Genomic DNA, 14,638 nt, shown 5'->3' on the forward strand with positions numbered 1-14,638 from the left:
GGGCCCGCGTCCATGAAGGTCGCCGTCATCGGCGCAGGCTGGGCGGGCATGGCCGCCGCCATTGCCCATGTGCAGGCAGGGCGCCAGGTCACCGTGTTCGAGGCCGCGCGCACCGTGGGCGGCCGGGCGCGCGCCGTGCCGGGAGCGCTGCCCGATGGCACGCCCGCCACGCTCGACAACGGCCAGCACATCCTGATCGGCGCCTACGCCGAAAGCCTGCGCCTGATGCGGCTGGTGGGCGTGGACATCGATACCGCCCTGCTGCGCCTGCCACTCACGCTTCAATTCCCTGATGGCCAGGGCCTGCAACTGCCCGACCTGCCCCCACCCCTCGATGCGCTGCTGGGCATTGCCCGCGCCAAGGGCTGGGGCTGGCGCGACAAGCTAGCACTGCTGCGCACAGCCACGGCCTGGCAGCTGCGCGGCTTTCGCTGCGCGCCCGCCACATCGGTGGCCACGCTGTGCGCGCCGCTCACGCCCCGGCTCATGGCTGAGTTCATCGACCCGCTGTGTGTGTCAGCCCTCAACACCCCCGCCAACCAGGCCAGCGGCCAGGTGTTTCTGCGCGTGCTGCAGGACAGCCTGTTCAGCGGGCGCGGCGGCTCCAACCTGCTGCTGCCGCGCGCGGACCTGGGCACCCTTTTCCCCGAGGCCGCCAGGCGCTGGCTAGGGCAGCGGGGCGTGGAAGTCCTCACCGGCCAGCGCATTCAGCGCCTGCAACCATTGCCCGGCGGGCGCTGGCAGCCGGTTGTGGCGGCCAACGGCACCGAAGAACCCGGAGCGTTCGACCACGTCACCCTGGCCTGCCCGTCCTGGGAGGCCAGCCGCCTGGTCGAAGGCCTGGCAGGCACGGCGGGCCTGGCCAGTGCAGCCCGCTGGAGCGCCACCACCAGCGCCCTGCGGTTTGAGGCCATCACCACCGTCTATGCCCACGCCCCAGGCGCCCACCTGCCCCTGCCCATGCTGGCGCTGCGCAACACCGCTGCCCACCCGGCGCAGTTTGTGTTCGACCGGGGCCAGCTCGACGGCCAGCACGGGCTGCTGGCCTTTGTGGTGAGCGCCAGTGATGGGGACCGCGCCTTGATCGAGCAGCAGGTGCTGCAGCAGGCCGCCGCCCAGCTGGGCCTGCCCGGCCTGCAGCCCGTGCAGACCGTGGTGGAGAAACGCGCCACCTTTGCCTGCACCCCTGGCCTGCAGCGGCCCGGCATGCAGGTGCTGCCGGGGCTGGCGGCCTGCGGCGACTATGTGGACGGCCCCTACCCTGCCACGCTGGAAGGGGCCGTGCTCAGCGGCACGGCAGCAGCGGCACTGGCGTAATCCTCGCTCTGTCGATGCGGGGTGCCTCGGGTAAACCCCAGGCCGACTGACAGCATTCCGAAAGCACGCTGCGCACACCATACGCCGGGCAACGCCATAACGGCTTTCACGGAGACACCCATGCTGTTCGATAACGACACCACCCCCGCCTTCCACCCCACCCGCCGCCACCTGCTGGGCGCAGGCAGCGCCCTGGCCCTGGGCGGCCTGCTGCCCGCCGCTGCGTCGGCCCAGACCGCATGGCCCGCCAAGTCCATCCGCTTCGTCGTGCCCTTTGCACCGGGCGGCAGCTCCGAAATCGTGGCGCGCTCCACAGCGGCCGAGCTGAGCAAGACCCTGGGCCAGAGCGTGTTTGTGGACAACAAACCCGGCGCCGCAGGCAACATCGCCATGCAGGAAGTCGCCCGTGCCGAAGACCAGCACACCCTCATCCTGGGCCACATCGGCACGCTGGCCGTCAACCCCTACATCTTTGACAAACTGCCCTACGACGCCAACAAGGACTTCAAGCCCGTGAGCCTGTTGGCCAAGGTGCCCAGCCTGTACGTGGTGCACCCCGACGTGCCTGCCAAGAACCTCAAGGAGTTCATCGCCTACGCCAAGAAGAACCCGGGCAAGCTCAGCTACGGCTCGGCAGGCAACGGCAGCGCGGGCCACCTGGCGTTTGAATACCTCAAGATGACCGCCGAGATCTTCATGCTGCACGTGCCCTACCGGGGCACCGGCCCCATGATGACCGACCTGCTCTCGGGCCGGCTTGACGCCGCTTCGGTGGGCGCTGCGGCCCTGCTTCCGTTCATCAAGTCCGGCAAGGTGCGCTGCATCGCCACCGGCTCCACCCAGCGCCTGCCCCAGCTGCCCGATGTGGCCACCGTGGCCGAACAGGGCTTCCCCGGCTTCGAGATGACGCAGTGGTACGGCATGCTGGCCCCCGCGAGCCTGCCCAAGGAACACCTGGACAAGCTGGCCGCCGAAACCATGAAGGCCGTCAAGGCACCCGAAGCCCTCAAGCGCCTGAACGGCGACGCCGCCGAAGCCATCGGCGGTACGCCAGCGCAGTTTGCGCAGTTCATTGCGGCGGAGCAGGCGCGCTGGCAGAAAGTCATCAAGCGCGCGCAGATCAAGCCGGACTAGGAAGCTCGCCTGAGCCGCAACCCGCTCGGTGCCGCAGCCAGAGGCTGCGGCTCTTCGATGCCGCCCAAGCCTGCGCAGGCAGGCTTGGAGCCGCGGCATCTCAGCCCCCAGAGGGGGGGCGCCACCCGTGGCCTGGCAAAGCCAGTTCCACGGTGGCGCTGGCTGGGGCCTCGCCAGTTGCAACCGCCTGGAGCGCCTGGAACTATCGCCGAACGACAGTAGCATTCCCCCATGCGAATCCTCCTGGCCGAAGACGACCACAACCTGGGCACCTGGCTCAGCCGCGCGCTGGAGCATGCGGGCATCCAGGTGGAATGGGTGAACGACGGGCGCCTGGCCGACCGTGCGCTGCAGCAGCACGACAACTACGACGCGCTGGTGCTGGACCTGGGCCTGCCCGGACTGGATGGCCAGGCCGTGCTGCAGCGCCTGCGTGACCGCGACCAGCGGCTGCCCGCGCTGATCCTCACGGCCCGCGATTCGCTCGATGAACGCGTGCGCTCGCTCAACGCCGGGGCTGACGACTTTCTGGCCAAGCCGTTCGAGCTGGCCGAGCTGGAGGCCCGCCTGCACGCCCTGGTGCGCCGCGCGCGCGGCAACGAGCACCCGCGCCTGGCCTGTGGCGCGCTGGTCTACGACAACCCGCGCAAGCAGTTCACGCTGCACGGCGAGCCCCTGGCCCTGTCACCGCGCGAGCACGCCGTGCTGCGCGTGCTGGTGCAGCGCAGCGGCGAGCCGTTTTCCAAGCAGCAGATCCTGGACCGCGTGTTCTCTGACGACGAGGACGTGCACCCCGAAGCCGTGGAAGTGTTTGTGCACCGCCTGCGCAAGCGGCTCGATGGCAGCGGTGTGCGCATCACCACCCTGCGCGGCCTGGGCTACGCGCTGGAAACAGGCTGAACCATGAGACTGATCGCGCGCCTGCGCCGCGCCAGCCTGTGGCGGCTGCTGGCCCTGCTGCTGCTGCCGCTGCTGGCCGTGGTGACGGGGGTGGAGCTGTGGATGACGCGGCACGACGCGCTGGAGGCGGCCAACGCGGCCTACGACCGCTCGCTGCTCGGGGCGCTCAAATCCATTGACGCCAACATCTCCACCGCCTCGGGCGGCCTGTCGGCCGAGCTGCCTTACAGCATGCTCGAATTTTTTGAACTCACTGCCAGCGGCAATGTGTACTTCCGCGTCGCGTCGTCCGACGGGCTCGTGGAGCTGGGCAACGCCGACCTGCCCCTGCCGCCCGGCCCACTCACGCCCGGCGTGCCACTTTTTTATGACGCCACCTACTTCGGCGAATCCGTGCGGCTGGCCGCCTACCGCCGCGCGGTGGAAGGCGCCGCGCCCGGAACCGATGCCAGCAGCGTGCTGGTGCAGGTGGCAGAAAGCACCCGCTCGCGGCAGGAGTTCACGCGCCGCTTTGTGCGCCGGGCAGCGCTGCGCGACACGCTGGTGCTGGCGCTCATGGTGCTGGGCACAGCCGCCACGCTGGCCGTGGCGCTGCGGCCGCTGGCGCGCCTGGCGCGCGAGGTGCAGGCGCGCAGCCCCGACGACATGACCCCCATGGCCGACACCGACCTGCCCGCCGACATCCGCCCCCTGGTGGCTGCCGCCAACCAGCAGATGGCGCGCACGCAAGACCTGGTGGCCCAGCAGCGGCAGTTTCTGGACGATGCCTCGCACCAGCTGCGCACCCACCTCACCACGCTGCAGATGCAGATCGACTACGCCCGGCGCGAGGCCGACGCCGCCCAGGTGCAGCACACCCTGGAAGCCATCGGCGGCGAAGTCGCACGCGCCACGCGCAGCACCCAGCAGCTGCTGGCCCTGGGCCGCAGCGACACGGCCGCAGTAGAGCTGGCCCCATTCGACCTGGCCGCGCTGCTGCGCGCCGTGGCGCTGGAGCTGCTGCCCCGCGCCCGCGCCCGGCAGATCGACTTTGGCATCCATACACCCACGCCCGAGTTCATGGCCGTGGGCGACAGCGGCTTGCTGCGCGAGGCGCTTGCCAACCTGGCGGCCAACGCGATTGCCTACACACCTGAACACGGCACGGTCACCGTGTCAGCCGCAGGCGATGACCTCGGCTGGAGCCTTAGCGTGGAAGACAACGGCCCCGGCCTGCCCGCCAGCGAACGCGATGCACTGGGCCAGCGCTACCGGCGTGGCTCGCAGGCGGCGGCAGGCGGCTCAGGCCTTGGGCTGGCAATCGCGCGCTCCATCGCCGAGCGGCATCGGGGCGGCCTGCGGCTCGAAGAACGCGCGGGTGGGCCCGGCCTGCTGGCCATCCTGTGGTGGCCCCGGGGCTGAAACCCCCCATCCCGCAGCACCCCAGATTCCGCCAGAATTCGCCCCGCATGCCGTCCGCACCACACCCTCTCCCCACCCTGCCCCGCCGCCACGCCCTGCAGTGGCTGGCAGCACTGGCGGGCACCGCAGGCGCTGCGCACACGCCAGCTGCGTGGGCGGCCGACGCATCGCTGGAGCCCGCCGAATGCATCGCCCCCTCCCGCCCCGGCGGCGGGTTCGACCTGACCTGCGGCCTGGCCACGCAGGCCGTGCAAGCCGTGCGCCCCGCACGCCCACCGCTGCACACACGCTATCTACCCGGGGGCATCGGTGCCATGGCGTTTGACCAGATCGCCACCGGGCGGCTCGGCGGGCCGGGCACGCTGGTGGCTTTCTCCAGCGGCTCGCTGCTCAACATCGCACAGGGCCGCTTTGGCCCGCACCCGGTGAGCGCCGTGCGCTGGATCGCCACGCTGGGCACCGACTACGGCGTGGTGGCCGTGCACCGCGATTCGCCCCACCAGCGCCTGCAAGACGTGGTGACCGCGCTGCGCAAGGACCCGGCCCGCGTGGTGTTTGGCGCCGGTGGCACCCTGGGCAGCCAGGACTGGATGAAGGCCGCGCTGCTGACCCGTGCCGCCGGGCAGGACCCAAAGCGCATGCGGTTTGTCTCGTTTGAAGGCGGCGGCGAGGCACTCAAGGCCCTGCGCGGCGGCCATATCGGCGTCTTCACCGGCGATGCCGCTGAAGCTCGGCAGGCCCTGGAAAAAGGCGCGCCCCTGCGCTTTCTGGCCGTGCTGGCCCAGGCCCGCCTGCCCGGCGCCCTGGCCGACCTGCCCACGGCGCGCGAGCAGGGCGTGGACCTGGTCTGGCCCACGGTGCGCGGCCTGTACATGGCCGCCAGCGCCCCCGATGCCGCCGTGCGCGCCTGGGTGGCCGCGTTTGCCGATGCACTGGCCGCACCCGGTTACGCTGCGCTGTGCAGCCAGTACAGCCTGTACCCGTTTGCACGCACCGGCGCGGCGCTGGAGGAGTTTGTGCAACGCAGTCTGGCCGACTACCGGCAACTGGCGCAGGAGCTGGGCCTGCGGTCCTGGCCGCGCTGAGGCGGCTGCTGCAGAGCCCGTGCAGTGGTCTCAGTGGATCTCTGGCCCGCTCACTTCTCCAGCCACCACTGGATCACCACCTTGGCCAGGAACCCCAGAAACCCCACGCCCAGGCCCAGGAAGAGCACAAAGGTGCCAAACCGCCCGGCCTTGGACTCCCATGCCAGCTGGCCGATGATGAACAGCATGTAGGCGATGAACGCCCCCACGCCATAGGTGAGGAAGAAGCCCGAGATCTGCGCCTCGGTGAAGCCAAAAATCACGATGCCCCTCCAGGCGTGCGCGCTGGCGCAGCGGGTGCAGCCAGGTCGCGCTCGGGCAGGCTGGTGGCGTCCACCAGGTCGCGGTAGGCGTGCCAGCTGGCGTGGCCCAGCATGGGCATCACGGCGATCAGGCCCAGCAGCAGCGAGCCCAGGCCCAGCAAGGTAAAGCCCAGGATGATCGCCGCCCAGAACGCCATGGGCAGCGGGTTGACCACCACGGCCTGCCAGCTGGTCAGCACCGCCTGCAGCAGCGTGGCGCGGCGGTCCAGCAGCAGCGGCATGGCCACCACGCTGGACGCAAAAATCGGCGCAGCCATCAGGCTGCCCAGGGCCAGCCAGATTTCAAACAACCAGCCATCGCGGGCCATGACCACGTGGCGCAGAAAGTCGAGCGGGGTCTCGATCGGCACCGGTGCCAGCAGCGTGATGAGCGCCGCCGAAGTCATGACCCAGCCCGAAGCCGCCAGCGCCAGCAAGGCGCCAAACTGCACCATGCACCAGTAGTCGTTGCCCCATTTGTTCACGTGGCTGTTCTGCCAGTTGAACCAGGTCTTGAGCACCACGCCCAGGTTGGCGCTTTCGCGGCGCTCCAGCGCGCGGCTCAGCGCATACAGGCTGGTGGCCAGCACTGGCGCCACCACCAGAAAGCCCGACAGCGCCCCCGCCAGCAGCCAGAAGCGGTGGTGCCCCACCGCAAAGATCGCGGCCCCGAACAGCGTGAGCGCCAGACCATGCGCAAAGCTGATCCAGCCCGCCCGCGCCATGTCGCGCCAGGCCAGCACCAGCCAGGCCATGGGTTGCATGAGGCCGATGGTGCGGATGGTGGGCAATGGCGGGGGATTACGGGGCATGGTGGGGGGGTCGCTGAGCGACGGGTGAGTGTGACCTTATCGGGCAACGGCTTCAACCACCGCACGCCCAAACCTTGACCTGAGGCAAGAAACCGAACCGAGGGAAGCCCGTCAGGCCAACAGCCTGCACAGCGCAGTGAGGCTGTCCACCGTGGCATGGGGCGGTGTGTCGTCGTGCGGCCAGGGGTGGTTGGCGCTGTTGATCCACACGGCCTGCATGCCCGCGTTCAGCGCGCCCTGCGCATCCAGCGTGGCATCGTCGCCCACGTGCAGCACCTCGTGGGGCAGCACATCGACGGCCGTGGCGGCAGCGTGAAAAATGCGCGCATCGGGCTTGGCCACGCCAAACTCCGATGCGCTGATGCTGTGGCGAAAGTAGTGGCCGATGCCGATGCGGTGCACGTCGGCATTGCCATTGGAGACGGCCACCACCGGGTAGCGTGCCGACAAGAAGGCCAGCGTGTCGTGTGCGTCGTCAAACAGCTCCACGCGCATGCGCTCGGCAAAAAACAGGTCAAACGCCGGTTCGGCCAGCGCGGGCTCGTCGCCCGCCTGGGTCAGCGCCAGGCGGATGGACTCGCGCCGCAGCGCGCTCAGGTCGTGCAGCAGGTCGGGCCGCAGCGCCACCATCTGGTTGCGGATGGCGCGCAGCGATTCGGTGCTGGAGAACAAGGTTGCCGTGGCGGGCGCATGGTGCGTGAGCCAGTCCAGCAGCACGCGTTCAGCCCGCGTGATGGTGGGCCAGATGGGCCAGAGCGTGTCATCCAGGTCGATGGAGATGGCGCGGATGCGGGAGGTGTCCAGCTGCAGCGCGGTGGGCTGGGCAGCGGGCAGTTCAGCGGGGGAATCGGGCATGGTCTGCAGAGAATACTCCACGGTCACCGAAGGGCCGGTCCGTTTGCCACAATCGGGGCATGCGCTCACCCTTCCACCCCGAACCCCCTTACACCCACGGCCAGGCCGAACGCACTGCCGTGCTGTTGTGCAACCTGGGCACCCCTGACGAACCCACGGCCCCGGCCGTGCGTCGCTATCTGGCGCAGTTTCTGGGTGACCACCGTGTGGTGGAGATTCCCAAGCTGCTGTGGATGCCCATCCTGCACGGCATCATCCTGCGCACGCGCCCGGCCAAATCGGCCGCCAAATATGCCAGCATCTGGACGCCCGAGGGCTCGCCCCTGGCGCACTGGACGGCCAAGCAGGCCACACTGCTGCGCGGCTGGCTGGGCGAGGCAGGCCACAACGTGCTGGTGCGCCACGCCATGCGCTATGGCAACCCGTCCATCGCCAGCCAGCTCGATGCACTGAAGGCCGAAGGCGCCACGCGCATCCTCATCCTGCCGCTGTACCCGCAGTACTCGGCCACCACCACGGCCAGCGTGTTTGACGCCGTGTACACCTGGGCCGCCGCCACGCGCAACGTGCCCGAACTGCGGTTTGTGAACCACTACCACGACGCCCCCGGCTACATCGACGCCCTGGCCCGCACCATCGAAACCCACTGGAAGACCCACGGCCAGCCCGACCAGCTGGTGATGAGCTTTCATGGCGTGCCCGAGCGCACCCTGCACCTGGGCGACCCCTACCACTGCGAGGCCCGCAAGACCGGCCGCCTGCTGGCCGAACGCCTGGGCCTGCGCGAGGAGCGCTATCGCATCACCTTCCAGTCGCGCTTTGGCAAGGCCAAGTGGCTGGAACCCTATACCCAGCCCACCATCGAGGCGCTGGGCAAAGCAGGCACGCGGCGGGTGGACGTGGTGTGCCCCGGCTTCACCAGCGACTGCCTGGAGACGCTGGAAGAAATCAACATGGAAGTGCGCGAGGCGTTCCTGCACGCGGGCGGGCAGGAGTTTCACTACATCCCCTGCCTGAACGACAACAGCCACTGGATCACGGCGCTGAGCCGCGTGGCGCAACAGCACCTCGCGGGCTGGCCCACCGAGGTGCCCACCGCTGCGGCGCTGGCCGATGCGCGCAGCCATGCGTTGGCCGGAGGGGCACCCAAAGGCGTGTGCCCCGTGGCGCACTGACTGCTGGTTACTACTATTTTTATAGCTGCTTGCGCTTATCCATCAAGCGCTAGCAGCCAATTTGACCCATATTCCGAGATGGCAGACACACTTTGGTGACCTGCCCCTCCCCCAACACCTGTACTGATGCCCGCTTCTGCCCTCGCCCCCCACCAGCTGCGGCTGACGATTGACCCCGCCACGCTGGGCTTTGCCAGCACGGCCGAGCTGCAAGACCTGCCCCTGCCCTGGATCGGCCAGGAGCGCGCCCAGGCCGCCGCGCAGTTTGGCCTGGGGCTGCACCAACCCGACTACCACCTGTTCGTGCTGGGCGAAGTGGGCAGCGGGCGCGCATCGCTGCTGCGCCAGGCCATGCAGACTGCTGCGGCAGAACGCGCCGTGCCGCCCGACCTGGGCTACCTGCACAACTTCGACACGCCCGACCGACCCCGCGCCCTGCGCCTGCCGGCGGGCCAGGGCCGCCAGCTACGCCAAGGCATGGCCGACATGGCCAAGAACCTGCAGGCCGACATCCCCAAGCGCCTGGCCGCCGCCGACTTCAAGGCCGAGGCGGAGCGCATCGAGAAAACTTGGCAGGCGCAAGAAGGCGAAGCCTTTGCCGTGCTCGACGCGTTTGCCGAGGCGCGCCAGTTCCGCCTGACCCGCGAGGGCGGGCAAATGGTGTTCACCCTCACCGGCCCCAAGGGCCAGGCGCTGACCGAAGCCGAAGCCCGCGCCCTGCCGCGCGAGCGCCGCGCAGAGATCGACGCCGCCGAACAAGAACTGCGGACCGAGATCGCCCGCTTTCTGGAAGCCGTCCGCCCGCTGGAGCGCACCCGCGACGACGCCCTGGCCGCCCTGCGCCGCCAGACCATCAAGCCCCTGGTGGAACACGCCCTGCACGACATCCGCCAGGGCCTGCGCAAGCAGATCAAGGACACCGTCAAGCTCACCCACTGGCTCGACCAGGTGGAGCAGGCTGTGCTTGGCGACATCGACCTGTTCGAGCCCATGGATGCCGAACGAGGTGGCGACCAGGGCGCCGATGCCGAAGACGACCGCAAGGACGCGCTCGACGACCTGCTGGCCCGCTGCCAGGTGAACCTGGTGGTGGACAACCACGGCCGCACCGCCGCGCCCGTGGTGGTGGAAGACAACCCCACCCAGCGCACGCTGTTTGGCAGCATCGAGCATGGCTCGGACGCTGACACCGTGCAGGCCGACCACACCAACATCCACGCGGGCAGCCTGCTCAAGGCGCACGGCGGCTTCATCCTGCTGCACCTGCACGACCTGGCCGCCGAAGAAGGCCTGTGGCAACGCCTACGCCGCTTTTTGCGCTGCGGCCGCCTGCAGATCGAGGAAGGCGGCGGCGGCCCAGGCCATGGCCCCGGCGGCGCCGTGGCGCTGCAGCCCGAGCCGGTGGATGTGGACGTAAAGATCGTGCTGATCGGATCGGTGGACGAGTACTACGCCCTGCAGGACGCCGACCCCGACGCCGCGCGCCGCTTCCGCGTGAAGGTGGACTTTTCAGACCACTTTGCCGCCACCCCCGCCACCCACCACGCCACCGCCATCCTGGTGGCCCAAGTCTGCAAAAAGCGCGGCCTGCCCCACTTCGGCCCCGACGCCGTGGCCCTGGTGCTGGAGCAGACCCACCGCGAGGCCGACGACCAGCGCCGCCAGAGCGCACGCTTTGCGCACACCGAAGCGCTGGCCATTGAAAGCGCCGCCCTGTGCAAGGCGCGCGGCGGCACGCTGGTGCAGGCCGCCGATGTGCAGGCCGCCCTGGCCGCCCGCACCCAGCGCCACAACCAGCCCGAAGAAGAGCTGCACGACTCCATCACCGAGGGCGAGCGCCTGATCTCGCTGGCAGGCTCCATCACCGGCCAGATCAACGCCATGACGCAGATCGACCTGGGCGACTACCGCTTCGGCTTTCCGGTGCGCATCACCGCGCGCACGTTTGCCGGGCAAGAGGGCCTGCTCAACATCGAGCGCGAGGTCGATATGTCCGGCCCCATCCACGACAAAGGCGTGCTCATCCTGCACAGCTACCTCACCGCCCTGTTCAGCCACGTGGCGCCGCTTGCGCTGAATGCGTCCATCGTGTTCGAGCAGGAATACAGCGGCGTGGAAGGCGACTCGGCCTCGTGCGCCGAGCTGTATGCGCTGCTGTCCAGCCTGTCAGGCCTGCCCCTGCGCCAGGGCATCGCCGTGACCGGCGCATTGAACCAGCACGGAGAGGTGCTGCCCGTGGGCGGCATCAACGAAAAGATCGAAGGCTGGTTCCGCGCCTGTGCGACGGCCGGGCTGGACGGCACGCAGGGCGTGCTGATCCCCGCCCGCAACCAGCGCCACCTGATGCTGGACCGCAGCGTGCTGGACGCGGTGGAACGCGGGCTGTTCCACGTCTACACCATGGGGCATGTGAGCGAAGGGATTGCGCTGCTGACGGGGGAGGCGTCGGGGATGAGTCCGGCGGAGTTGCTGCAGGCGCAGGCCGATGAACTGGCCGGGGGAGCGGCCACGGTGGAGGACACGGTGATGCAACGGGCGGAGACGACGCTGCGGGCGTATCGGCGGGCTTGTCAGGTGGCGGGGGCAGCCCGGAGGGGGCGCGCCGTTCGGGGGCGCTAGCTCGCTCAGTGCGCCGAAGACTAAAGGCGCTGGGGTCCGGCACCCGCGCTCGACCGTCCTGGGCCGAGGGTGTGACTACCGGCAACGGCGGGGCGATTTTCTTGAACAGTGCTGCGCTGACCTCATTGTTCTTGTTTCGCCCCACGCAGCGTCAAACGCCGATCAGGTGTTTGACGCTGCCATGGTTTTGTTGGCGGCTATGAACGCCGGGCTGAGTCATTCGCCACGAGCAGCCTGGGCAGATGCCTTGATCCCCACCGGACAATCGAGGGGTAGCGCCGCGCAAGGCCGTGTGACACCCATCCTGCAGCGTGACCTGATGGGGTCAAGGCCGGGTTGTCATGCAGGCAGCTTGGCTGCAAGCAGTTCGACCTTCTCGATATTGGGCGGAGAACTGAGCAAGGTCGCGGCGTTGGCCATCAAGGCCGCGGCGATCTGGCCGTTCAGATGTGCCTGGCGACCTGCCTCATCGGCGAAGGCATCGAACACACCGAAGGTCGAAGGGCCAAACTTCAATGCGAACCAGGCAGTGGTGCCGGACTCGGCGTTGGCGAGCGGCAGTGCGCTGGCCAGGAAGTCGGCAAGCGCAGCCTCCTGGCCGGGTTTAGCTTCGAGGCGAACAAACAGGGCGAGCTTGGTCATGCTGTATTCCTTTGGGTAAATGGAAAAGTGGTTGAAGGGATCGACGAGACTGCAGTCTAAGTCCTCATGACAGACATCTCCAGTGGCAATAATGACAACATTGGTATCATTGTTGCCATGAAACTCCACCTCCTTATTTGTGATGGCGTGTTTGATCTGGGGCTTGCGGCGCTCACTGACACAGTGGGCTTGGCCAATGCGATGGCGGGCTCGCTGCCACAGGCCCACTCTCGCATAGAGCTCACGCTGGTGGGTGTGCGGCGTCGCATCCGAACAGCGCAAGGCTTGACGGTGCCCGTGGTCACTGCGCGTGGTGTGCCCGAACCAGACGTCGTGCTCGTGCCCGCTTTTGGCGACAAGATGCCTGACACGCTCTCGGCTCGGCTCACACGCCCCGATGTGCCCGATGCGGTCGCGGCTCTACAGCAGTGGTCCACCGCTGGCGCGCACCTTGGTGCCGCTTGCTCCGGTAGTTTCTTGCTTGCAGAGAGTGGTCTGCTTGATGGGCATCGTGCGACGACGTCATGGTGGCTGGGGCCGATGTTTCGGCAGCGCTATCCGAACGTCACGCTGGACGAGTCACGCATGATCGTGAACTCGACACGCTTCACCACTGCGGGTGCCGCTTTGGCCCACGTCGACTTGGCCTTGCGCATCATCCGAGGGCGCAGTCCGGCGCTGGCGGCCCTGGTGGCACGCTATCTGCTGGTCGAGACACGCAGTTCGCAAGCCGAGTTCGTGATTCCCGACCACCTTGCGCATGCCGACCCGATGGTAGAGCGCTTCGAGTGCTGGGCCAGACGTCGGCTCGCGCAAGGTTTCTCGCTGGCCGAGGCGGCCAGCGCCGCGGGCACAAGCGAGCGCACCTTGGCGCGGCGGCTGCAAAGCGTTTTGGGCAAGACACCACTGTCGTATTTCCAGGACTTGCGCGTCGAGCATGCCGTCCATCTCTTGCGCACAGGCAACGCCAGCGTCGACCAGGTCGCCGCACAGGTCGGGTACTCCGATGGGGTGACGCTGCGGACCCTGTTGCGCCGCAAGCTGGGCCGGGGGGTCAGGGAGTTGAGACGCGGTGGATGACCAAAGGCGTTTGGTGCATGTACGGCTGGAGACCGCCGCGAAACTGTCGGCAGCAAAGCCTTCCCCACCCGTGTCCACTACATCTTGCGTTGGGTGCAAAAGCACCAGCCGTGCCAAAGCCGTCTTCAGTGACCTTTCGAACGTCTGAGTATTGGGAAGCTGTTACCTTCACCACTGCTTTCTGCTCAGTAACCAGTAACCTGGATTTTCATTCGCATGCTATTCAATCCACTTCAAGTAGGTTCTCTCACCCTGCCCAACCGCATCCTTCTGGCACCACTGACACGCGCCCGTGCCGACGCTGGCCACATGCCCAACGCGCTGATGGCCGAGTACTACAGCCAGCGTGCCACCGGCGGCCTGCTGATTTCCGAATGCACCATGGTGGCGCCCGGTACATCAGCCTTCGTCAATGAGCCTGGCATCTACAACGACGCGCAGATTGCAGCCTGGAGGCAGGTGACCGACGCGGTGCATGCCAAGGGCGGACGCATCTTCATGCAGATCTGGCACGCTGGCCGCGCAGCCTACCCTGGCGCTGCCGATGGCGCCCCCATCGTCTCCAGCAGCGCCAGCGCCATTGAGGGTGAGATCCACACGCCCCACGGCAAGGTGCCGCACGCGGTGCCTCACCCCCTGACCGCCCAAGAGATTCCCGGCATCGTGGCTGCGTTTGCTCAAGGCGCACGCAACGCCATTGCCGCCGGCTTTGATGGTGTCGAAGTACACGGCGCCAACGGCTACCTGATTGACCAGTTTCTGCGCGACACGCCCAACCAGCGCACCGATGCCTACGGCGGATCGCTGGAAAACCGTGCACGTTTGCTGTTCGAGGTACTCACTGCCGTGACCCAAGCGATCGGCTCCGAACGTGTGGGTCTGCGCCTGTCGCCCCTCAACAGCTTCAACAGCATGAAAGACAGCGACCCGCTGGCCCTCATCGGCTTCCTGGCCGATAGGCTCAATGCCTTCAAGCTGGCCTACCTGCACGTGATGCGCGCCGATTTCTTCGGCGTGCAGAAGGCCGATGTCATGCCCGTAGCGCGTGAAAAGTTCAAGGGTGTGTTGGTGGGCAATATGGGTTACAGCGCTGAAGAGGCAGAGGCAGCCATTGCCGAAGGTAAGCTTGACGCTGTGGCCTTTGGCACCGCCTTCCTGGCTAATCCGGACCTGCCCGCACGCATCAGAGCCAAGGCACCGCTGAACGCGCCTGACTCCAACACGTTCTACACAGGTGGCGCCAAGGGCTATACAGACTATCCGGCACTGCAGGTCGCATAAATCACCGCCCCAAAAGATCGAAGAAACGAGCCACT

At 67.9% G+C, this 14,638-nt stretch carries 13 protein-coding genes; 9 read left to right on the forward strand and 4 right to left on the reverse strand.

Going from position 1 to position 14,638, the window contains the following annotated elements; all coding sequences use genetic code 11:
• Positions 1 to 12 precede the first annotated feature (12 nt).
• The 5 genes from hpnE (at position 13) to C8C93_RS11320 (ending at position 5,837) form a co-directional block, all read left to right on the forward strand.
• Positions 13 to 1,317, forward strand: a complete 1,305-nt coding sequence (hpnE, locus tag C8C93_RS11300) for a hydroxysqualene dehydroxylase HpnE (protein ID WP_121506953.1) — start codon at positions 13 to 15, stop codon at positions 1,315 to 1,317.
• Between the two features lie 120 nt (positions 1,318 to 1,437).
• The gene (locus C8C93_RS11305; RefSeq protein ID WP_121506954.1) at positions 1,438 to 2,451 is read left to right on the forward strand and encodes a tripartite tricarboxylate transporter substrate binding protein; all 1,014 of its coding nucleotides are present in this window, start codon (positions 1,438 to 1,440) and stop codon (positions 2,449 to 2,451) included.
• A gap of 231 nt (positions 2,452 to 2,682) precedes the next feature.
• Positions 2,683 to 3,351, forward strand: a complete 669-nt coding sequence (locus C8C93_RS11310; protein WP_121506955.1) for a response regulator — start codon at positions 2,683 to 2,685, stop codon at positions 3,349 to 3,351.
• Positions 3,352 to 3,354: 3 nt separating this feature from the next.
• Positions 3,355 to 4,752, forward strand: a complete 1,398-nt coding sequence (locus C8C93_RS11315) for a sensor histidine kinase (RefSeq protein ID WP_121506956.1) — start codon at positions 3,355 to 3,357, stop codon at positions 4,750 to 4,752.
• 47 nt (positions 4,753 to 4,799) lie between these two features.
• Entirely contained in the window at positions 4,800 to 5,837 is a 1,038-nt protein-coding gene (locus C8C93_RS11320; RefSeq protein ID WP_121508754.1) for a tripartite tricarboxylate transporter substrate-binding protein, read from the forward strand.
• A gap of 50 nt (positions 5,838 to 5,887) precedes the next feature.
• Here C8C93_RS11320 and C8C93_RS11325 read toward each other — a convergent pair whose 3' ends face one another.
• The 3 genes from C8C93_RS11325 to C8C93_RS11335 form a co-directional block, all read right to left on the reverse strand.
• Positions 5,888 to 6,100: a DUF2788 domain-containing protein gene (locus tag C8C93_RS11325; RefSeq protein ID WP_015014900.1), complete on the reverse strand. Its 213-nt coding sequence runs from the start codon at positions 6,098 to 6,100 to the stop codon at positions 5,888 to 5,890.
• Complete coding sequence (locus C8C93_RS11330) at positions 6,097 to 6,951, reverse strand: DUF2189 domain-containing protein (protein WP_121506957.1); 855 nt, start codon at positions 6,949 to 6,951, stop codon at positions 6,097 to 6,099. The genes C8C93_RS11325 and C8C93_RS11330 overlap by 4 nt, the downstream gene beginning before the upstream one ends.
• A 111-nt stretch (positions 6,952 to 7,062) precedes the next feature.
• Positions 7,063 to 7,806 carry an HAD-IA family hydrolase gene (locus C8C93_RS11335; protein ID WP_121422651.1) on the reverse strand — a complete coding sequence of 248 codons (744 nt, stop codon included), beginning with the start codon at positions 7,804 to 7,806 and terminating at the stop codon, positions 7,063 to 7,065.
• 59 nt (positions 7,807 to 7,865) lie between these two features.
• On the opposite strand from C8C93_RS11335, the gene hemH reads away from it, so the two are divergent.
• Both hemH and C8C93_RS11345 read left to right on the forward strand, forming a co-directional pair.
• Positions 7,866 to 8,981, forward strand: a complete 1,116-nt coding sequence (gene hemH / locus C8C93_RS11340) for a ferrochelatase (RefSeq protein WP_121506958.1) — start codon at positions 7,866 to 7,868, stop codon at positions 8,979 to 8,981.
• Between the two features lie 126 nt (positions 8,982 to 9,107).
• Positions 9,108 to 11,600 carry a Lon protease family protein gene (locus C8C93_RS11345; protein WP_121506959.1) on the forward strand — a complete coding sequence of 831 codons (2,493 nt, stop codon included), beginning with the start codon at positions 9,108 to 9,110 and terminating at the stop codon, positions 11,598 to 11,600.
• A gap of 339 nt (positions 11,601 to 11,939) precedes the next feature.
• Here C8C93_RS11345 and C8C93_RS11350 read toward each other — a convergent pair whose 3' ends face one another.
• A complete protein-coding gene (locus C8C93_RS11350; protein ID WP_007182542.1) occupies positions 11,940 to 12,242 on the reverse strand; it encodes a putative quinol monooxygenase in 303 nt (100 codons plus the stop codon).
• A gap of 66 nt (positions 12,243 to 12,308) precedes the next feature.
• Here C8C93_RS11350 and C8C93_RS11355 point away from each other — a divergent pair, with 66 nt between their 5' ends.
• On the forward strand, positions 12,309 to 13,322 hold the full coding sequence (locus C8C93_RS11355) for a GlxA family transcriptional regulator (RefSeq protein ID WP_370108905.1): 1,014 nt from the start codon (positions 12,309 to 12,311) through the stop codon (positions 13,320 to 13,322).
• Between the two features lie 216 nt (positions 13,323 to 13,538).
• A complete protein-coding gene (locus C8C93_RS11360; protein ID WP_121506960.1) occupies positions 13,539 to 14,603 on the forward strand; it encodes an alkene reductase in 1,065 nt (354 codons plus the stop codon).
• Positions 14,604 to 14,638 lie beyond the last annotated feature (35 nt).

Source organism: Acidovorax sp. 93 (assembly GCF_003633835.1).
In the GTDB taxonomy this organism is placed as follows: Bacteria; Pseudomonadota; Gammaproteobacteria; order Burkholderiales; family Burkholderiaceae_C; genus Acidovorax; species Acidovorax facilis.